The sequence below is a fragment of the Paenibacillus residui genome, from assembly GCF_042677205.1.
In the GTDB taxonomy this organism is placed as follows: Bacteria; Bacillota; Bacilli; order Paenibacillales; family NBRC-103111; genus Paenibacillus_L; species Paenibacillus_L residui.
The window spans coordinates 1-21,451 of sequence record NZ_JBHTIU010000013.1 but is presented as its reverse complement, the minus strand read 5'-3'; the positions used below and the strand labels follow the sequence as shown (position 1 = coordinate 21,451).

The 21,451-nt window shown below is 50.1% G+C and carries 12 protein-coding genes; 2 read left to right on the top strand and 10 right to left on the bottom strand.

Annotated features, from left to right (window positions below):
• Positions 1 to 234 precede the first annotated feature (234 nt).
• The 9 genes from ACFQ03_RS04910 to ACFQ03_RS04870 form a co-directional block, all read right to left on the bottom strand.
• A complete protein-coding gene (locus ACFQ03_RS04910) occupies positions 235 to 1,818 on the bottom strand; it encodes a response regulator (RefSeq protein WP_379286478.1) in 1,584 nt (527 codons plus the stop codon).
• Entirely contained in the window at positions 1,799 to 3,643 is a 1,845-nt protein-coding gene (locus ACFQ03_RS04905) for a cache domain-containing sensor histidine kinase (protein WP_379286476.1), read from the bottom strand. The genes ACFQ03_RS04910 and ACFQ03_RS04905 overlap by 20 nt, the downstream gene beginning before the upstream one ends.
• Before the next feature lie 106 nt (positions 3,644 to 3,749).
• Positions 3,750 to 5,042, bottom strand: a complete 1,293-nt coding sequence (locus ACFQ03_RS04900) for an ABC transporter substrate-binding protein (protein ID WP_379286474.1) — start codon at positions 5,040 to 5,042, stop codon at positions 3,750 to 3,752.
• 35 nt (positions 5,043 to 5,077) lie between these two features.
• The gene (locus tag ACFQ03_RS04895; protein ID WP_379286546.1) at positions 5,078 to 5,908 is read right to left on the bottom strand and encodes a carbohydrate ABC transporter permease; all 831 of its coding nucleotides are present in this window, start codon (positions 5,906 to 5,908) and stop codon (positions 5,078 to 5,080) included.
• Positions 5,908 to 6,792, bottom strand: coding sequence for a carbohydrate ABC transporter permease (locus ACFQ03_RS04890; RefSeq protein ID WP_144939186.1), 885 nt, complete (start codon positions 6,790 to 6,792; stop codon positions 5,908 to 5,910). Before ACFQ03_RS04890 ends, ACFQ03_RS04895 begins: the two co-directional genes overlap by 1 nt.
• A gap of 711 nt (positions 6,793 to 7,503) precedes the next feature.
• Positions 7,504 to 12,642, bottom strand: coding sequence for an FIMAH domain-containing protein (locus ACFQ03_RS04885; RefSeq protein ID WP_379286471.1), 5,139 nt, complete (start codon positions 12,640 to 12,642; stop codon positions 7,504 to 7,506).
• A gap of 303 nt (positions 12,643 to 12,945) precedes the next feature.
• The gene (locus ACFQ03_RS04880; protein WP_379286469.1) at positions 12,946 to 14,712 is read right to left on the bottom strand and encodes a glycoside hydrolase family 2 protein; all 1,767 of its coding nucleotides are present in this window, start codon (positions 14,710 to 14,712) and stop codon (positions 12,946 to 12,948) included.
• Between the two features lie 283 nt (positions 14,713 to 14,995).
• Complete coding sequence (locus tag ACFQ03_RS04875; RefSeq protein ID WP_144939192.1) at positions 14,996 to 15,553, bottom strand: NADPH-dependent FMN reductase; 558 nt, start codon at positions 15,551 to 15,553, stop codon at positions 14,996 to 14,998.
• Between the two features lie 195 nt (positions 15,554 to 15,748).
• Positions 15,749 to 16,318, bottom strand: coding sequence for a superoxide dismutase family protein (locus ACFQ03_RS04870; RefSeq protein WP_379286467.1), 570 nt, complete (start codon positions 16,316 to 16,318; stop codon positions 15,749 to 15,751).
• 354 nt (positions 16,319 to 16,672) lie between these two features.
• Between ACFQ03_RS04870 and ACFQ03_RS04865 the strand changes: the two genes are divergently transcribed.
• Entirely contained in the window at positions 16,673 to 17,158 is a 486-nt protein-coding gene (locus ACFQ03_RS04865; RefSeq protein ID WP_379286465.1) for an RNA polymerase sigma factor, read from the top strand.
• A complete protein-coding gene (locus tag ACFQ03_RS04860) occupies positions 17,145 to 18,410 on the top strand; it encodes a zf-HC2 domain-containing protein (RefSeq protein ID WP_379286463.1) in 1,266 nt (421 codons plus the stop codon). The genes ACFQ03_RS04865 and ACFQ03_RS04860 overlap by 14 nt, the downstream gene beginning before the upstream one ends.
• Positions 18,411 to 19,030: 620 nt before the next feature.
• Here the strand turns inward: ACFQ03_RS04860 and hflX are convergent.
• On the bottom strand, positions 19,031 to 20,299 hold the full coding sequence (hflX, locus tag ACFQ03_RS04855; RefSeq protein ID WP_379286461.1) for a GTPase HflX: 1,269 nt from the start codon (positions 20,297 to 20,299) through the stop codon (positions 19,031 to 19,033).
• Positions 20,300 to 21,451: the final 1,152 nt, after the last annotated feature.

The following is a 21,451-nucleotide window of genomic DNA, read 5'->3' as shown; positions in this document are numbered from 1 at the left end:
GAGAATCCCGAACCAAAAACTTTGGCCTGTCGGATTTCGAGTCGCTCCTGATTAAAGGGGATACCAGTCAAAAGAGCAGAAATACAGAACCGAACCACGGAATCACCGAGCCGAGCCGAACTGCACCGAACTGCACCGAACCGCACCGAACCGCTAAGCGCCACGTCAGACCGGGCTGGCAGATAGGGACAAACCGATTGGGAATCCCTTCCATACCCCTGGATACCGCCTGCATCAGCCGCCGTTTCCGCGGCGTTTTCTATATTCGCTTGGAGTGAGGCCGACATGTTTTTTGAACGCCTTGCTGAAATATTTCTCATCGGCGAAGCCGACGGCCTCTGCAACTTCATGCACCCTTAAGGTATGGCCGGACAGCAAGGTCTTGGCTTTGTCCATGCGCAATCGGGTCAAGTAATCCTTGAGATTATGGCCGGTTTCTCTCTTGAAATGCCTGGCAAGCAAATCGGGATGGAGCCTGAACTTGCTGGCCAGCTCCTGCAAAGTGACCGGCGTTCCGTAATGTTCGTCGATATATTCCCGCACCTGCTTGATCACTTTATACCCCGATTCACGTTCGGCAGACACGCGTCCGGCCAGCTCCAAAAGCCGGTTCAGCAAATCGGCTCTTAATCGGGGCAGAGAGAACCACCCGTCTTCCGCCCAATAAACCAGCGGACGGGTGCTCTCCGCTTCCTGCTCTGACAACTGCTCCCGCAGCAAATCCAGCTCCTTCTCCCAAATCGCGATTTGCTTGCGCTGGAGCGTACCTCCCCCTTGCTCCAGCGAGCTCATCAGGGAGTCGATATGCTGCCGGATTGCATATTCATTTCCGCCCAGAACGGCGGCCTTCAAGTCTCCGCCTTCCGTAAGCGGCCTGCCCTTCATTTCCTCCATATCCGCTCGGGTATATACGTATTCCGTACGGGGCTTCAGCAAATTGCGATGCATGTAAATATCTATAAGCGGGGAACCGATCTCTTGCAGAAAACCGGGAAAAAGCCCTTCCTCGCCAAGAATGATCTCGCTCTCCACGCCCAGAATCCTGCGCACAGCGGCACCTATTTTACCTAACCATAGAGACTCGATGCCCGTATCCTTCATCAAGATTTGCACGAAGCCCTCCTCCCCGAGCATGGCAAAGGCAAGCCCCTTCTCCGGGAAACCGATCATTTCGTTGACGATATTCTCCACCGCAAACCTGAGCAAATCGACACGGTCGCGAAATTTCTCCCGCGCCCTCTCGGCAGCCGGCTCGAAAGCGATCAGCCCGACCCGGCCCCGAGTTTGCCCGGGAACAAAACCGAATTCGCTTTGCAGGCGGGTTAACAATACGAACCCGTTATCCGGTTGTTTGGCGTATTGGGCAAAAGCATGGGCCCAGTAGAGCGGAGTGACTTCGTTCACCCGAATCCGATTCTCGATGCTCTCCAGCCGTTCCCGTTCTTCCTCACGCCACTCCTCCGCCGCTTTCCGTACTCTCTCCGCAACCTCCTCCGGGTCCACCGGCTTGACCAAATAATCGAAGCCTCCGTATCGGATCGTTTGCTGCATATAATGGTACTCGCTATAAGCGCTGATGACGATCGTTTTGTGAGGATAAGGACAGGTGTCCAGCCATTCCAGCAGCGAAACCCCGTCCTTGCCGGGCATACGCATATCCGTAAGGATGATCTGCGGCCTTTCCCGTTCGATGACAGCTATGGCCTCCTCCCCGTCAGACGCTTCCAAAAGTGTGGCTACTCCTGCTGCGCTCCAATCCACCATCTTCTTCAAGACGGAACGGGCGTGCCGTTCATCATCAATCAGCAGCACCTTCATCGTTCATCCCTCCTTCCAGCTCGGATGCATCCGTAATGGCCGGGAGTATCAGCCAAACGGTCAATCCCCCGCCCGGCGTCGGTTCAAGGCGAAGACGAGCCCTTGCCCCGAAATAGAGCTTCAGACGGTTATTCGTATTCGTCAGTCCCATTCCTTTCAACTCATGTCCGAGATGGTTTTCGTTCAGTCCTTTCTGCAAACGGTTAAGGTCCGTCTCCGTCAGACCGGGACCGTTATCCCGCACCATCAATTGCAGCTCCCCGCTCTCGTGCAAAGCCGCTTCCAGCTGCAGGCTCCCGGCTTTTTTGGAAGCTTGGAAGCCGTGCTTGAAGTAATTTTCGACGATTGGCTGCAGAATCATCTTGGGCACGATGCAGCTTCTGGCCCTATCATCGATCTGTACCTCGACGGACAGCCGTTCTCCGAACCGCTCCTGCTGCAGGTGCAGATAAGCCAGCACATGCTCTATTTCCTTGGACAGCGGAACCAGATTTTCTTCTGTCTCCATGCTGTAACGCATGATGGAGGATAGGGAGCGGAGAAGCTTATATACCTCGGGTGCTCCTTTGTCCACCGCCAGCGAGCCTATCGACTGCAGGGCATTATGCAGAAAATGAGGGTTGATCTGCGATTGCAGCACCTTCAACTGATTCGTTCGGTTCTGCAGCTCCAGCCGCTGCTCGCGCATAAGCAAATGCTTGATCGTATGGATCATGGATTGGAAGCGCAAACTTAACAGGCCGATTTCATCCCGGCTCTGCACCCCGAAGTCCACATCCATATCCCCCTTCTCTACACGGCGGATGGTGCGAAGCAGGACGCGAATCGGCGAGGTGATGCGGAAGGTGACGAGCGTCGTCGCGGCAATGACCAGAACGAGCATAATGCAGCCGATGGCAATATTCATCCGGATCATCTTCTGCGCACTCTCGAACATGACCTCGTTCGGTATTCTTTTGACCAAATACAATCCGCCTACGGACTCGGACAGCTTCTCAAAGAAAATCACTCCGTTGAAATCGTCATCGCGCCAATGGAGATAACCGCTATCTGTCGAAGCGTTTTCAACCGCCCTCAGCCATTCTCCCATCCCGGCCGACTCGCCGGATTCATCGGCTTCACCGGATGAGAAGAACACCACCCCGCCCGGCGCCACCAGAAACAACTGCTCCTTGTCCTCATCGTACAGATGCTCACTTAACTGATGGACCGTCTCTGTACTGAAATCGATCGACAAATAGCCTAGCGGCGTCTTATCCGGGTAATTCGCCAGCAATCGGTGAAGGCTGAACACCATGGATGGATTGTCGACAATCTGTCCGCCGATTCCGTAATGGGTCATGACATGCGGGGGCTCCAGCCAGGAATGACCCCGGGTTGCGGACGCAGGCTCGAACACCGGGTGCTCGCGGATGTCCAGATGCTTGGCGTTAAACACATATTTTTTGGAGACCGAGTACGCCTGCTGCCTTTTGTCCAAATACAAGAAAACCTGCTCAATATCATCATTGAAGTGATACATTGAGGACAGTATTTTTTTGATCGTTTGGATGCTTTCATAATCATTCATCCGGTTTCCCGTCGTCAGCACGTTCATGAAATCCGGATGCTTGTAGACGGAGAGCGTCAGTCGGTCTACTATTTCCAAATAATTCTCGATATTGTTCTTGCCCTGGTACAGAAGGCGCATATTCTCCTGTATGGTTTGCTCCCGCGTCGATTTTACCGTATGGAGATAGGTCAGCAGAATGGAGATACCCGAAGGAATCACCACTACCAGAAGCAAGAGAGCTATTAACTTGTTGCGAATACTCGAACGAAGCATGTCAGATCATCCTTTTCGTAAAACGAGGGAAAACATGCGCCATGTATCCATAGATGGAATGGGCATGTTTTCTCTTGATACAGCCTGATGAAGACCCAGGGGCTCCTTATTTTTTCAACTCATCCCAGGAGGACTGGATTTGCTTCAGCATTTCCTCGTAGCTGTTTTGCTTGCCTACATAGCCTTGCATGGCCGAACTGAACTGATTATCTACCCCTTCAGGCCATTTGGGGAATACCCACGGCAATGTCTTACCGGCTTTGGAGTAATTCATAACATCCTGCGACAAGCCTTTGAGATTGTCGGCTTCGATATGATTATAAGCAGGGATGAACAGAAACTTCTCGGTCATATAGCTCTGTGCCGTTTCATCGGTCACGAGCCAATTCAAGAATTGCTTGGCTTCATCAATATTTTTGGAATCCTTGTTGATGACCCAGTTGAACGGAACTCCGACATGAAGCTTATCCATCGCTTCCGCATCATCGTTAATCGGAATGGGCAGCAGTCCCATATTCATGTCCGGATTGATTTCGAATACTTGCGGCTCCATCCAGTTGCCCTGCTGCATCATCGCGGCCTTGCCGGTGGCAAACAACGATACTTGCGTGTTGTAATCATTGGTCAACGGATTCGGATCGCCGTATTCAATGATCGTGTCGAACAAGTCCTTAAACTGCTGGAAGACCGGATTGTCTGCAAAATGGGCGGACCCGTCATTCAAGCCTTGCAGGAAAGCATCCTGATCCGGCTGATGTGCAAAGGCGACATTCATCAGATGAATTCCGATGACCCACCATTCCCCGAATCCCGTGGCAAACGGAATGTATCCTGCTTCCTTGAGCGTTCTTGCGGCCTCACGCAGCTCGGATAGCGTCTTCGGAGGCTCGATGTTCAACTGCTTGAATATATCTTTGTTATAAACCAATCCATAGCCTTCGATATTGTAAGGCATAGCCAGCAACTTCCCGTCCAGCATCGCACCGGCCTTGGCCGTCTCGAACGCTTTCTCTGCCCATGGCTCCCCGGACAGGTCTACGACCTGATTCTTCCAGGTTTCCAATTGGGACAAGCCTTCCACAACGAAGATGTCTGGACCCTCTCCCCCGGCGAAGCGGGTTTTGAGCAGGGCGCGCCAGTCCGTGCTGCCGCCGATAACCTCCTGCCTTACATTAACATCCGGATGCTGCTCATTATAGACATTAAGCAGCTCTTGAAATTCCTTGTCGATATTGACTTTAAAGTGGAACACGGTAAGCTCCTTCTTCTTGCCGGAGCCCTTCTGTCCTTCCTCTTGCTTGGTGCCGTCCCCCGCGCTATTGTTCGCGCCTCCTGCACATCCGGCGAACAAGGTCCCCATTAGAACCAGGACGACAGCGATTGCCAAATATTTTTTCACCTGCGATCCCCTCTCCTCATCATTATAATCTATGATCATCCCTTGACTGAACCCGCAGCGATCCCTTTAATGATATATTTTTGCAAACTGAGAAACAAAAGGATGATGGGCGCTGCCGACATGGTCAAGGTTGCCATAGCCAAATCCCACTTCTTGGAATATTGGGCAAAAAAGGAATAGAGCGCTATCGGAATGGTGCGCAATTCCCGATCCTGCAGCATCAGCAAAGGCAGCAGGAAGTCATTCCATATCCAAAGGCTGTTCAAGATCAAAGCGGTCACGATCATCGGTTTAAGCAGCGGGAGGACGATGGACCAGAATAACCGCTGATCGCCGCAGCCGTCCACGATCGCCGCCTCTTCGACTTCTAACGGCACGCTTTTGACAAAGCCATGGAACAGGAAGATCGTAAACGAAACTCCGAAGCCGAAATAGATGACGATCAGGCCGGGACTGCTGTTGATCAACCCGATATTTTTGGTCAGTTGGACCAGTGGAATCATAATGGACTGGAACGGGATAACCATCGCCGATATAAACATAATGAACAGGACCGTGCTGACCTTCCCGGGAAAGCGCACCAGCCTCCAGGCCGCCATTGCCCCGATAATCACCATTCCCGTGACACTTAGTGAAGTGACGAGAACGGAATTGAGCAGCACCTTCGGAAAATCTATCGCCTCCCACGATGCCGAGAAGTTTTTGAGTGTAAAAGCTTGCGGCCAAGCTGCCGTATCCACCATAATTTCTCCTAATGTTTTGAAGGAGTTCAGCAGCACAAAATAGAAGGGAACAAGATAAATGATGGCGATCACAATCAACAGTGCTTCGGCAACGAACGTTCGCGGCCGATACCGGGTTTCCATCAATATTCGACCTCCCTCTTCTTGGTAAAGTAAACTTGAGCGGTCGTCACCAGCGCGATGATCAGGAAGAACAGGAAGGCTTTGGCCGTGCCTAGTCCATAGCGGTTATATTGGAAAGCTTCCTGATAAATGTTAATGGCTACCGATTCCGTAGATCCATACGGCCCGCCGTTAGTCAGAGCCAGATTCAAATCGAACACTTTGAACGCCCAAGACAAGGTCAGGAACAAACAAACCGTAAAAGCCGGAACAACGAGCGGGAGAATCATTCTGAACAAAATCTGCATTCGATTGGCACCGTCTATTCGCGCCGCCTCCAGCAGGGAATCGTCGATATTTTGCAGAGCCGCCACATAGATAACCATCAGGTATCCCCCGATCTGCCAAACGAACACAATGACCAGACCCCAGAACGCCGTTGATGCATCCCCCAGCCAAGGGAGCTTGAAAAATCCGATTCCGGTGGCCTCCCCAATCGAAGGAAAACCTTTCACGAATATAAACTGCCAGACAAACCCGAGAATCAATCCGCCAATGACATTGGGCAAAAAGAAGGCGGTCCGCAGCATATTTCTCGTTTTGATCGGCCCCGTTAACAGCAACGCAAGAATGAAACCGATCACATTAGATAGCAGGACAGCCGCAACCGTAAAACGGATCGTAAACCAGAATGAAGCAAAAAATTGCTTATCGCTCGTAAATATCTTTTTGAAATTTTCGAAGCCGACCCACTGCACTTCTCCACTGACTCCGTTCCAGGAAGTAAACGAATAGATCATCCCCATCACAAACGGAATGGCGACGATGAGAGCAAAGAATATAAAAGCCGGTCCGACAAACACCAGATGGTTGACGAGCGTTTTCCCTTTTCTGCCGTACCGCATGTTTTCACCTTCCTTTCGACGAAGCATCGATTCCTAGTGTACAAAGAACAGAAAAGCAAATACACGTACAAATCGGGATAAAAAGGTGGAAAAATCCGACTGCTGATGAGCAAGGGAAAGCCGCACGTCGCACCCGGGTCGGTAAAAACACGCCGCAAAGACGAGCAAAAATGCATTAAAATCTTGCCTTTTTCCAAAAAGAAGGCGAAAGACGCTCAAATGTGCAGGTCTTTTTCTCTAAATGGGGCCATTCCGCACAAAACCGCTCCAAGGACCTGCATTATCTCGTTTTAGAATAAGGCACTGACGCTACCCTTTTTCCGAAAAAGACCTGTAGTTTTGCTTGTCTTTTCCCCAATCCGGCGGACGCAACGAGGCTGTCCCAACAGAGTTCACATAAGACAAGAATCTCCGGTGCTGAGCGGTGCAGAAAAATCGAAAACCGGATTATTTAGCACAGCCCCCCGATTAAAAAGGCACTAGCAGCTAAAAACGTCCGGTTTTAAATTAGAACCGAATAAGCTTGTACGCTTAATCTGCAAAAAAATACCCCGCCAAGGTTCATGACCTGACGGGGTATTGTTTACTTTTTATCACTTTGCCGTTTGCGGCTGGATCTGATGATCCGCCAGGCAGCTCCGCGATGCTCACCGGGAGAGGCGCGGGCGATTCCGCCCAGACCCGCTGCTCTCAGCGTTAAGCCGCCCCGCGCTATTCCAGGCCCGCGATCAACGTTTGCACGTCCGCACCAAGCTTAGCCATTGCGGCTTCGGATATTTTGTCCCGATGAGCCGGGTTATTCATATGCTTGAGGAAATCCTCCAGGCTCTTGCTCGCCTGCGGCAGATGCTGCTTGCCTAAATGATGCGCCGCCTGCTTCAGGCTGTTGCGGAGTTGAACGGTAAGCGGCTTAAGGATATCGCCGGAAGAAATATATTCCTCCAGTTGCCAGGCTACCGCTTCCAAAGTTACCGGTTCCGGTACAGCACCTTGCTCATGGGACAGCGGAATAACGAACGCAGCGCCGGGAGCGATATCGTATATATAGCCTTTGCTGAAGTCATTGACATTTGCAAAGGAGCGAATCAATGTAATATCGCCGAGCTTGAGGCTGTACTGATTGCCGCCCAGCCCTTCGATGCCCCTGATCTGATAAGCGGCGTTGCGAACCTGGTCATTCTCGACAAACAGCCACTTGCCGATCAGGTCCTCCGGCTGCATCCCCTCTAAATCCATCGTTACCAGGAGCTCATTGCTGACCGAAAGCTCGCGGGTGAAGTCGGTGACGGTACCGGTCAGCCTGGCCCGGACGGGCTCCGCCTCGGAATCCAGCGGACGGATGGCTGTGCCGTCATGCACATACGCATACTCCTGCTTGCCGTCCATGACCGAGTACAGGCCAAAGAATCCCTGAAACCGGAATTGATCGTCGATAATGTATTCCTGCGAGGAATCCAATGAATAGACGATGTAGTCGGTCCGCCCATTCTCCAGAACGACTTTGACCGCCTGCACCTTACTGCCATCCGCTTCATTCTCTCCTTGTCGCACCTCTGCCTTCTCTATCGATTGAACAAACCGGCTGCCCTTGTAGGGCTCGATAACGGAAGTGAACAAGCTGTCCAGATTAGTGCCGCTGCGGTGGCCTATGAAATAGCGGATTTCCTTCGGATTCCCCGGCTTGTTGTCCGGCGGCAACCCGTCGGCCAGCGCCGCATCATCCAGCGGAGTCAGCATGGTCAGCCGCAGGTGAACGTCCGTATTCGCTCCGGCCCCGCCGCCGTATATATTCCACGTGTCTTTCACATTCCAATCCACACTGAACGGCGCGGTCGGATTCTGAGCCCGGTCCACATCCTTCAGCCAGTGGAAGCCGCTGCCCATATACCCCGGTCCGTCCACATCGTCTACCCGTTGGCCGAACGGCACATCCGGTCCGGCGTAAGTGCCGACATATTGACCGCTCTCATCCGCCTGAGGTATGAGATCGAGTCCTTCCGTCGTCACCTCCCCTTCCATGCTGTGGAAGCTGAAATGATGATCGCTGCCGCCTTGAACTTTAAAGAAATCGACGATATACGAATTGTCGCCATCCACCCGAATCATGGCGGAGGTCCGCCGGAATTGCGATGTCTGCGGATATACCTTGGGTGCCTCCACGTCGATCAACTGCACCCTGCCGCCGTTCAGATCCACATGCTTCGGCAGCGATACGACCTGTGTAGCCATCTTTCTCTTATTAACGACCACCGTATTGTGGCTGATCGTATTGTTCATCCACTGCGCCCGATGCATATCCACCGCATCGGCAAATTTCGGATAACCGAGATCGGGCGCCAGGTCGAGGCCGAATGCGTGAATGCCCAGATTAAGAGTATCCCGGTGCCCGTGTCCGGACGAAACCCCGTAATACATCCACATTCCGCGCTGCGTGTCCACCGGTTCCGGCTGGTCGTCGTCCTGCGGTTCCTGCAGCCTGAGCTCGGTCACTCCCATTTTGTAATTGCTGGCGCCGTCCGTTATTCCGCTGTAGCGGAACGAAATTTGGTGCTTCCCTTCTTCCAGAGTCAACGTGCCCAACAGCTCCAATTCCTTCGAGGAGCCGAAGAAATCGACTTCCTTGACGAATTGATCATCGATGTATACGTTATATCTGGCGTAGGAAGGAGCGCGCCACGGACGCAGCAGCACATCGTATTCGCCGGCCGCCGTCACCGGGAAAGCGAAGGTGATCGAATGTCCGGGCTCATTGGCTTCCAACTGAACCGTCGAGTTCGAATCGAAGAATCGATAGCCTATTGTGCTTTCGATTACTTCCATATCCATGAAGAACAGGCTCTCTCCGTACTGAGGCACGGTCTTGAAGCCGTCACGCAAGCCTGCGTACCCGAAGCCGGACAGGTTGGTGCTTTCCAAATCAAGCGGTCCGATCTCGGCAATCACCGCTTCGATATCCTTGCCGATCTGCTCCGGATTTTCGGTGAACACATCGCCATGAATGCCGGAAGCTCTGTAGTTATTCAAGAAATAGGCCAGTTGGGCAAAGATGGGCTCCCTATACACTTCGTAGGCCCGGATCATCTGTGCCAGATCCAGAACATGCACGGGATTTCCCGCGGCCGCCGTATCCCCGATCGAAGGAGTATACCTCTCCAGCATCGTCAAGGGGTACATGGCCGAGAACATTTTCCGGAATTTCACATTCTGGTACAAGTCCGCTTCCGGATATTTGTCATATCCCTCCAGAATGTTGGCGACCTCCAAAAAGGAGGATATCCACAGACGATTATAACCGGGGGACCCTTCGTTACCGTGACCGTCCCGGTCTACCGTATTGACGAGTCCGGCCAGAATATTGCCTCCTGTTACCCGGTAAGGGTTCGATAACAGACCGCCGCTCTGGAAATTGAAGTCCAGCCATTCCTTCGTCTCCGGCAATGTATCATACACCACCGCCGCTAAAGCCAAAGCGCTTTGATGGAAGCCGTTGTTGCCAAAAATATTGGCGTTTTTAACGTTCGGATACACTTCCTTCAAAATTCCGTCCTCGATATTTTTGCGGATTCCCGTGGCCGAATCCTTGAACGAAAGCTTATACTGCTCGCCCTTCTGCTGTAAAAATACGAGAACCTCGTCCATCACCTCGGGATCGTCCATCGCCGGGAAGAAAGCGTCATAGGCCTTGATAAATTCCTTCACCAGTCCCGTTTCCCATATGGAACCGACCGCCTTGCCGCCGGCCCTTCCTCCGTCGGAATGCCAATAGATCGACCGGTCGAACACCCGCAAATCAAGACTGGGGTAGACGTCCGCGATCCGGTCGAGCAGCACGATCCCCGCTTGGGCATACTGCTTTTCCCCGGTGAAGATATATGCATCCCGCAGCGCTTTGATCGCATCCACTACAACTCCGTTGCTATACCACAAATGCCAATGCGTATAGTACGATATAAAGGTGTAGTAATTGCCGTTCTCATCCACCCAGCCGTAGCCGTCGTCGACACCCCAGGTTTCCCCCTTCTCCGGATAAAGCTCATTGACCAAATATTGAGGGTCGGCCAGCTCCCGGCGGAAGATCCCTTGTTCATCCAGTCCGCTCTCATAATAGGACTTGAAATCGTTCGTCGGATACCGGTAGTTCTTACCGTTCTCGTCTACCGCGCTCGGATCGATCAGCTTCCAGGGTTCGTTGAACGGATCCGCCTTATACGGATAATTCCCCCATTTATCGATTTCCTTGCCCGACACCGGGCTGCCTAGCGGCTGATTGACCGCATAACTTCGCGGCAATGTTTGAGGGGGAACGGATTTCCATAGAAAGTCCCATCCGGCCTCCACATATTTGGCCGCCGCGCTCACCGCTCCCGACCGGTGGCCCTTGGCCCATTCGTATTGCTGCACATTGTTCCTCGCATTGGCCACTTTCTCTTCGGTATAGAAGGTGCTTCTCGTTTTGGAGCTTGTCAATTCTCCTACCTCCACGGTTACCCCGTCAGATTGAGTAACTCCGGCAAAAGTGACATCGACAGTGATCGCTGCCGCCCCTACACCGACTGCCTTGAAAAATCCGCCCTCCGTCTTCTTCAGCAAAACCTGATCATTGCTGCTTGTGAATACAATCTCGGCTTGGGACAGATCAGCCTTCTCCCCGTTATCCAATACCCCTTCCACCGAAGCCTTTACATACTGGGATTGCACCACGTCATCCTTATCCAGCTTGAGCTGCACCCCGGCAAGCCGGCTGTCCGTCACCTCGATCGGCAATTCGGCGCTTACGGTTCTGCCCGCCAATGTAACCTGCACCTGAATGACCGCCGTTCCTTTCTTTAATCCGGTGACCTGACCGGTCTCATCGACCCGAACCGTCTGCGGGTCCGAGCTGTGAAAGACCATCTCCGCTCCTGACAAATCCGCGTCGGCGCCATTGCTTAACATGCCGCTGACATGGAGCTGCCTCGTCCCCATTAAGGGAAGCGGCCCCCCGTCCATTCCTAACTCCACGCTTTCCAATAGCGCATTCACCACTTGAATATTCAATGATTGGACAGCCTTAAGCCCGTCAGCCTCCGCCTGAACGTGAATGACGGATGAGCCTTCAGCCAATCCGGTAATTAAACCGCTTTCATCAATACTGGCAATGTGATCATTCTCGCTCGCATAAGAGAACGTTGTCTGATTAACCGGCGTACCGTCCGATTTATATACCGATGCCTGCACGCTCGTCGTTTCATTCATTAATAATATCTGCTTTGCCGCAGACACACTTAATTGCAGAGAAGGAAGCCCTTCCTGTTCAATCAGTGAAAATTTATATGGATACAAGGAATAATTAGAGCCTTTATCCGCCATCGGATTGCGTCCCGCCACCTGGAAGGTGATGGTGTGCGTCCCTTCGGTCAGATAAACGGTTTTCAAAGGAACGGTCGGTCCGAACATGCTTCCCGGATCATAGAAATCATACCGGCCTATCCTCTCTTCGTCGATGAAGAGGTCGCCATTTCCGGCGGCTTTATAGAGATAGCCTTGAAATTCCAGCAAGTAATAGCCTGTCCGCGGTACATCAAACTCGAAGGAGCGAGACTGGCCGACGGCATCCGCCGCGATCGAGGTGCCGTACAGATCTACTTTGCGGGTGATCGGCTTCTCGTTAATATCCCCGAGCACCCTGAGATTGGAGTCTCCCGAGTAGGCATCGATAAACATGTACGTGTATTCAGCCGGCGGTTCCGCCGCCTCGGCATGGACGAGCAAGGAACCGGCGAATGGGACGGGAAACATCGTGACCGTGAGCATAATGGCCATAATAACAGACAGCTTTGCACGTAATTGTTTGTAGAAATACGAACTCATACATCATCGCCTCCTGTTTATAGATTTTGGACCGACAATCTATCATTGCCCTCCTTCCCCATAATCTTTTCCTCAGAATTTGAAAGCGTTACCAATTTCATCCTAGTCGTTTTTTCGGTTAAAAGAAATGGTAATTTCATGACAAGCATTTGTAATATTTTAACTATTTCATTATCTGCGGACTGGGTTTAAATCCGGTTGGTCCGGGTCGTGCAAAAAAACCTCTGCTCCCGCCATCCATACGGTTCAGAGGTTCTTTATTAGAGCAATCTATTATTAAGCTTCTGCCGTTCGAGTCGGTTTCTACCGGGACTGTCCTCCCGCCGCATCCTTCCTCTCGATGGTCGCCGGTCGTGAATGAATGGCCCGGAAGACTTCGGACGGAAATTTCGGCCTCCGGTCATACGTATACAGGCCGTTAACCTCCTGCTCGACATCATACAATTGAGTGTAGCAGAACCCGAGCATCAGCGGATGGTCCATCAGAACGCTGGTCAGTCCCTCATACCGAGCCAGGAATTCTTCCTCGCTGGCGGGCCGGTTGCCGTACCCCCAGCCATCGTCATTGCCTTTGTTGGGGTTCCACCAGATTCCCCCGTATTCGCTTACGAAGTAGGGCTCCCCGCGGTACTTCTGCCGTTCCGGAAAAGCATTAAAGACCGGGCCGCCCGTCTTCATCGGCTCGTAATGGGCGCGAAAAACTTCCGGGTCCTGCTCATAGTCATGCACATCGAAAATGTCCGTCTCCACATGATAATTCCCGCTTGTATCTATAACCGGGCGTGTCGGATCCAACGCCTTCGTCATTCGGTAGATGCTGCGCAAGGTGGAATCGTCCTGCTTACCCCATTCCGTATCCCAGGTTTCGTTGAACGGGCACCAGCCGATAACAGACGGATGATTGAAGTCCCGTTCCACCGCTTCCAACCATTCGGAAAGCATGGTCGAGAGCCCCTTACCTCCGGAAATGTTAAGGCCCCAATTGCCATACTCGCCCCAGACCAAATATCCGAGCCGGTCGGCCCAGTACAGATACCGCGGCTCGAACAGCTTCTCATGCAATCTGGCGCCGTTAAAGCCCAGTTCAAGCGAAAGCTCGATGTCCCGCCGCAAATCTTCATCCGTTGGGGCGGTGTAAACCCCTTGCGGATAGAAGCCCTGGTCGAGCACCAGCCGCTGGAAGACAGCCCGGCCGTTAATGCGCATGGCATGACTGTCAAGTCGAAGCGTGCGCAGTCCGAAATAGGAGGATACGCTATCCAACTCTTTGCCGGATTCGTCCGATAGCGTCAGCTTCAAGTCATACAGCCTTCCGCAGCCCGGCTCCCATAGCTGGATAGTCGACAGCGGCAGTGTAACGCGGACCGACGGGGAGCTCACTCCGATATCTGCCGCTCCGGCGAAACTTCCTTCATATAGAGCCTCCGCCTTAAGCCGGACCCCGTTCCTCCAACCGTCGACCTGTGCTTCAAAATGAAGACAGCCATTCTCCGGATCGGGATAATAACGCAAGGAGCGAATGCTGATATCGGGAACACATTCCAGCCACACCGTTTGCCAAATGCCCGTTGTCCGCGTGTAATCGCAGCCGTGGGATCGGTAGAGGCAGGATTGCTTGCCGCGGGGCTGCCTGCCTGACCGCGGATCATCCTCCGCACATACCGTCACTACATTAACGCCCGCACGCAATTGTCGGGTAATGTCGAAGGCGAAGGGAGTATATCCGCCGCTATGCTTTCCGACAGATTCCCCGTTAATCCAAACCTCGGCTTCGTAGTCGACCGCGCCGAAATGAATGAGCACCCGCCCCTCCGCCCAGGCGGCAGGGACTTCAAAGGCCCTCTGGTACCAGACGCCGGCCATAAAATCCTTATACTCCACACCGGACAATGAGCTCTCCGGGCAGAACGGCACAAGAATACGGCCGCTCAAAGCATACTCCGGGTTGGTCAAGCCGCGTTCCCGGCCACTTCGTCCATGATCGATTTCGAACCCCCACTCTCCATTCAAGTTCAGCCACTGCTCCCGTTTCAATTGCGGCCGCGGATATTCCGGTCTGGGAATAGCCATTCTGCATCTCTCCCTGTTTTATTTTTTCACTTTCTCATTTTTCACCTTTCCATTTCTAGCCTTTTAGTTCCGAATGTTATCGTTTTCTAGTATTTTTCTTATTTTACCACACTCTCGCATATCCGTCTGTCACAATCATATTTATGCTCCATTTAAAGTCCGTATTTGGCTGATTTATCCGTTTCACGATTTCGTTCAAATAAAAAAAACGCTCCGGCCAAGCAAGCCAAAGCGCTTCGTTGATTAAGTATCTCATTATCCCATTATCTCATTACAGTCTATTTTATTGTTTCATTAATTGGGATTGGCGGTTGAACCACTGAATAAAATTGTCCACTACCGTATCCAGAAACTTAACGGTTGGTTCGTGGGTCAGATTTCCGGCCGCATCGATTTTCTCATGAACGGCACCGACATATACTTCGTTGCCTGGAAGAAGCGGAGAGGATACTCCCGGCGAGAATAAAATATCGCGCAAATGCCCTTGAGCACGAGCCGTGCCCAGCGCCCCCATGGAGGCGCCCATGATCCAGGATGGTTTGCCGATCAGAACTTTGTCCCCGCGGGATAACCAGTCAATCGCATTCTTCAGTACACCGGAAATGGAGTAGTTATACTCGGGAGTGACCCATAGGACCGCATCGGCTTCCGCGACCTTGCCGCGAAATTGTTTGACTTCCGACGGAGGGTCATTTTCTATGTCTTCACTGAACATAGGAAGATCCTTGATGTTCAGAACCTCTATGTCCATTTTCGCTTGGTATCTTTTCTGTACATATTCCGCCAGCTTTCGGTTGTAGGACTCCTTACGAATGCTGCCGACAATCGCGACTATTTTCATGTGCAATGCCTCCTGTAGTATGGTTCGTTAGTTCAGATGATTTCCTAGCCTATGTGTGCCGGATTTTCTTTAGAAGCCAACTGTTGATATATCCATTATATGAAAATGGTATGCACTTTCAAAGCCCGGATTAGGAGAGCCGATATCCGTTTCCTTTCCATTACCCTTTCACGATCCTTTAGCTCCAGTACCGTTTTATTCCGGGATATTGCCTCCAACCAAGCGATCTCCGGCGTTACCTGCCGGGTCTGTCTTATAATCATCTTCATCGGCGTGAATGATGATGGATTTGCCCCGCAAGGAATAGGCGCCGCTCTTTTCCAACGTCGCAGCTTTGAGCAGTAAGTCGGCCTCGGCGGTGCCATCCGATTTCACCTCAAGATTAGGCATGTCACCGAGATGATGGCCATCGGGATTGGAATGCCCGTGCTTCTTCCCGTCCGGATTGAAATGTCCGCCAGCCGTCTTGAAATCGAATGGAACGAAAGCTTTCTCGTGAATATGGAAGCCATGCTTGCCCGGAGCCAGCCCGGATACCTTAAGCTGCAAGCGCACCCCGTCCGGCTCCTGTGTCAAGATGGCCGAACCGACTTCTTTGCCGCGGGTATCGTACAGTTTAACAAGCGGTTCATCTGCCGAAACCGGCTGGGCTGTCTCAACCGCATTGATTTTCCATACATAAGCTAAGGACACCACGCCGAACAAAATCGTCCCAAGCATTAAAACAGCGATTAAATGTTTTTGGTTGAATGGTTTTCGCTTCAAAATAGTACCTCCTTCGAGATCATGTCTAGTTCATTCCACACTTCCCGATTATTACCAGAATGTCGGAATTTTATTAGACAATGTCATCTGAAGGCGGCGATATTAGCATCAAAATAACCCGGTTGTCCCCCAAGCTCCTTACCTCGACAAACTTCCTCCACTGGCCGAATTCTTGATCGCGCAGAAAAATAATCTATATTTTTCTCTGCAGGTGTAACAAAACGATAGTAAACTGGCACTAATAATTATAAGCTTGTTCAACAGTCGTTTATAGGGAATCAGGGAGAGAACGATGGTTTTTTGCAAACAAGCAGATAGGGCATTAAAGAAGCTCAGCGACGAAGAGGTGTGTGCATGTATGATCACATAAAACAGATATATCTCGTTTATTATCACGAGCTGTATCGGTTTGTGGCAAAGCATTGCCGGAATCCGGACCATATTGATGACATTGTTCAGAATACGTTCGTGGAAGCTATGAAAAGCCTCGAAACGTATAAGAGCCGCTCCTCCATCAAAACCTGGCTGTTCGGCATAGCAAAGCATCAACTGTATAGGCATTTCAGAAAAAATAAGATGCAAGTCGATCTGGATGCCCTGGAAGGCGCGGCATGGGCCACGCATAATGACTTCAGCGACAAGCTGCTGGCAGAGCAAATCCTGGCAACGATTAATGATTTAGAGCCTCCTCACAACGAAATCATGCGATTAAGGCTGATCGACGGACTATCCTTCAAGGAAATCGCTCTTAGGATAGGAAGAACGGAAAATTATTGCCGGGTCAACTATTACCGCACCAAAGAAAAGCTCAGGAAGGAGTACGCTTATGAAAACCTGTAATTTGGTCAAAGACTTAATTCCTTTGTATGTAGAAGAGCTGGCTAACGAAGATAGTGCGGAACTGGTAAAAAATCATATTACGGAATGTGCGGAATGCAGAAGCTATTATGAAATGATCAAGCAGGATTATGAGGAACAGAAAGCAATCCAGCCGGATGACAAACAGTTGGATAGATTAATGGGGCAGCTTGCGGGGTATCAGCAGAAGATCAAGCTGGCCGGAGTGATGATGGCCATGCTTATGTCCAGTATTATTCATGGCGCCGGGGTTCAGTTTTTGTCTACGATCCCTTTCCTGATCCTCGTCCCTTTTGTTTGCAGACTGTATTATGGCAAATCGTGGCCGATTCTGTTATCTTCCATCGGATTTGGAATCATAGGTGGATTATTAAGCGAGAACCACTCCTCCAGTTATATTCCTTTCTTCACAGTGATGACTTTCCTTACATCCATCACCGGCGTCCTTGCTGCCGTATTGATCAAAAGCAGAATTGGGAAAATATGGAGAACCGTTTTTTGGATCATATCTGCCGCCCTGTTGTTCGCAAGCTGTATGGCCTTCTTTTCTCTAAGCGGCAACCCTGTCGGCTATGTCCAAGCGATGGTCAAAAGCAAGGATTACGTAAATAAGACCTATGAAGAAGGGGTGTTGAGCTTCAAGGGAGTTGTGTTTAACTTCAAAGACAAACGGCACTATGGACAATTTGAGTATGTATTGAATGGAGTCCGGCAGACTGCGACAATCGGCTTTGATCCTGATGGGCAGGTCGATGACTACTATAAATACGTGCTGGAGTCGCTATTCTTGTACGAAAGAAGCGCAGACATGAAGACCGAAATAACCGCCGCGATCGACTTCTCTCCCGTGGCAATCGATGCAAAGCCGGCATCGGAGCTTAACATAACAGAAGATGAAATCAACGACCGATACTATCATCTTTCATATGATCCCGAGAGGCGGAACAAAGCGACAGCCCTTAGAAGAAGCGAAAGCGCGAAGTTGAGCTATGAAATTTCCTTCGGCCCCTTCAGCGAAGAGTACGATAAATTGTCCAAGGAACAATTTATCGATAAAGCGGCGGCCATCCTGAACACTTTGCAGGCACGCCAGGTTCCATTTTACAGCATCCAGGTTAAAGCGCTGGATCCAAGCGGCAGTCATCTGCAAAGCATCAGCTTCAGCAGCTCTTCATCAATTCAACAATTAAAGGACAGTTATACAACGCAAGGGTACGACATTTATAAAAAATAAATCAGCACGAAATCTACACCATCCCGTGAACCTTCATAACACGCGACGGATGGACAGTTAGGATGTTCAAGGGAGGATGCAGCTTTACAGCATCCTCCCTGTTCTTCTTCTCCCATCTTCTCTATCTTTCTCTTCCCGTCTTCTCAATCTTCTCTTGTCTCTAACCTCTATCTTTCTTTTCTCATCTTCTCAATCTTCTCTTGCCCCTGACCCTCCATCTTTCTTTTCCCATCTTCTCAATTTTCTCTTGTCCCTAACCCTCAACCTTTCTTTTCTCATCTTCTCTATCTTCCCTTGTACCTGACCCTCTATCTTTCTTTTCCCGTCTTCTCAATCTTCTTTTGTCCCTAACCTCTATCTTTCTTTTCCCATCTTCTCAATTTTCTCTTGTCCCTAACCCTCTATCTTTCTTTTCCCGTCTTCTCAATCTTCTCTTGTCCCTAACCTCTATCTTTCTTTTCCCGTCTTCTCAATCTTCTCTTGTCCCTAACCTCTATCTTTCTTTTCCTATCTTCTCAATTTTCTCTTGTCCCTAACCCTTTATCTTCCTCTTACCGTACTCCTCATAAACTCCTATTCGCCCCATCTTGCCTTGGTTTCTGTCCACTCCGAATCTGGTATTATTCTTCAGAGATGACATAATGCCGATACTTATCCCAATCAGCCTTCTTGCATTCCAGAGTCAATTTGGTTCCTTCCTGCTCGTATTCGGTGGCAAGTATATGCGCCTTTTCATTGAAATAAGAAACAAGCTGGCCCTGATCATACGGAATCAGCATGACACAGGAGACGTAATCTTTAAAAATATGACTACCGATCAATCCGACCAGTTCTTCTATGCCTATTCTCTGTTTAGCGGATAAATACACCGCCTCCGCCTGCACGTCGGGAACCTTTTTTTGCGTTAAATCGGCTTTATTGTAGGCATAAATTGTCGGTACGTCCTTTACGCCTATTTGCTTTAAGGTTTCATTAGTTATATTAATTAACTGCTCGTAGTAAAGGTTGGAGTAATCCACCACGTGAATGAGCAAGTCGGCTTCGGCGGCCTCTTCCAGCGTAGAACGAAAGGCTTTGACCAGATGATGCGGCAGCTTGCTCACAAATCCGACCGTATCCGTCAGCAAGAAAGATTTATTATCCTGAAGGGTAATGTTGCGAATTGAAGTATCCAGAGTGGCAAACAGCATATCCTTCTCAAAAACCTGTTTATTCTCGGCAGAAGGGCTAAACAACTCCACCATGGCATTCATAATCGTCGACTTCCCGGCATTGGTATAGCCTACCAACGAAACAACCGGAATTTCATTTTTGCGGCGCTGCTTCCGTTGGGTTTGTCGATGAGCGACAAGCGATTCCAATTCTTTGTTAAGAGCGGATATTCTCTCCTCAATCCTTCTGCGGTCCAGCTCCAGCTTAGTTTCTCCGGCCCCCCTGTTTCTCGTTCCTACTCCCCCGCTCTGCCTTCCCAACGAATTTCTTAATCCGATGAGGCGGGGAAGCATATACGATAATTGGGCAACCTCTACCTGCAGCTGTGCTTCTTTCGTCTTCGCACGTTCTGCAAAAATGTCCAATATAAGCAAAGTCCGGTCAATCACCTTGCAATCAAGATCTGCTTCCAAATTACGAATTTGCGATGGGGAGAGCTCATCGTTAAAAATCACCATGTTGGCGTCCTTCTTCGCAATCAGAGAAAGCACATCTTGAATTTTCCCGGTCCCAATGTAATGGGAAGGGTTCACACGAGTTAAATTTTGGGTCAGTTCCCCCACTACCTCCACATGGCATGCGGCCGCCAGATTGGCCAATTCCTGCATGGAATACTCAAAATCGGTATGTTGATTAAGGTTAACGCCGACCAAAACGGCTTTCTGTATAAGTTCCATATAAGTTTCCTCCGAAATCATCATGAGCCATCAGCTTCATTAATTATAAAACTACTCCTTTATTTTATCAAAGAACATTCATCCCATTCGGGAATGAATAGTTATATTTGTTTTTGGGCAGCCTCATACCCGTTTTTCTGTTAGGCTTCCTTGAAACCACCGTCACGAAATATCTCTCCTATTCCTCTGTTTGTTCCTCTGTTTACCTCTGTTTGCCTCCCTCCTCTCACCTAAAATCTCTTTCTAGAACCTTTGACTGTCATTATCTCTCTGCAGTCCCTCTGACTGTTATCCCATTCGCTCAGTCTTTATCTGCAACTTCGTCATCTCTATCCCCTCTTTTGGTTGTTATCCCGTTTACTCAGGACCTGTTAGGCCATCATTATCTCTCTCCAGTCCCTCTGATTGTTATCCCTTTACTCAGTTTCTGTTTAGCCGTCATTATCTCTCTCTAGTCCCTCTGACTGTTATCCCGTTTACTCAGTTCTTGTTTGGCCATCATTATCTCTCTCCTAGCCCTTTTTGCTGCTATTCCGTTTACTTAGTTTCTGAATGGCCATCATTATCTCTCTCCAGTCCCTCTGACTGTTATGCCGTTTACTCAGTTTCTGTTTGGCCGTCATTATCTCTCTCTAGTCCCTCTGACTGTTATCCCGTTTACTCAGTTTCTGTTTGGCCATCATTATCTCTCTCCAGTCCCTCTGACTGTTATTCCGTTTACTCAGTTTCTGAATGGCCCTCATAACCTCCTCTCCAATCCCTCTGACTGTTATCCCATTCGCTCAGACGTCTCCCTTCATTTCTTTGACTCTTTAAAAACATAGAAATTTCTGGTCAAAATTCAAGACTGATTGGTTTGAATTTTTGCCAAAAAACTCTTTATAAAAGTGCATTCTACTTCGATTTAAACATCTATTTTCATTTAAAATATCATTGAAACGGGAACGTATATTCTGTATAATAAATACAAACAAATGTTCGTTTTGAGGTGAATGCAATGTCCTCTTTTGCTTCGGAGGTTATGGAGTTAGAGCGGCGTAGTGGCTTCCATTCGAGTTTATATCGAAAATGGATTGGAAGTTTCGGTTCGAAGAGGGATGAAGAGTCGGACAAGAGTTTTGGCTTGGGGGCATTTTTGCCTAGAAACGCGGA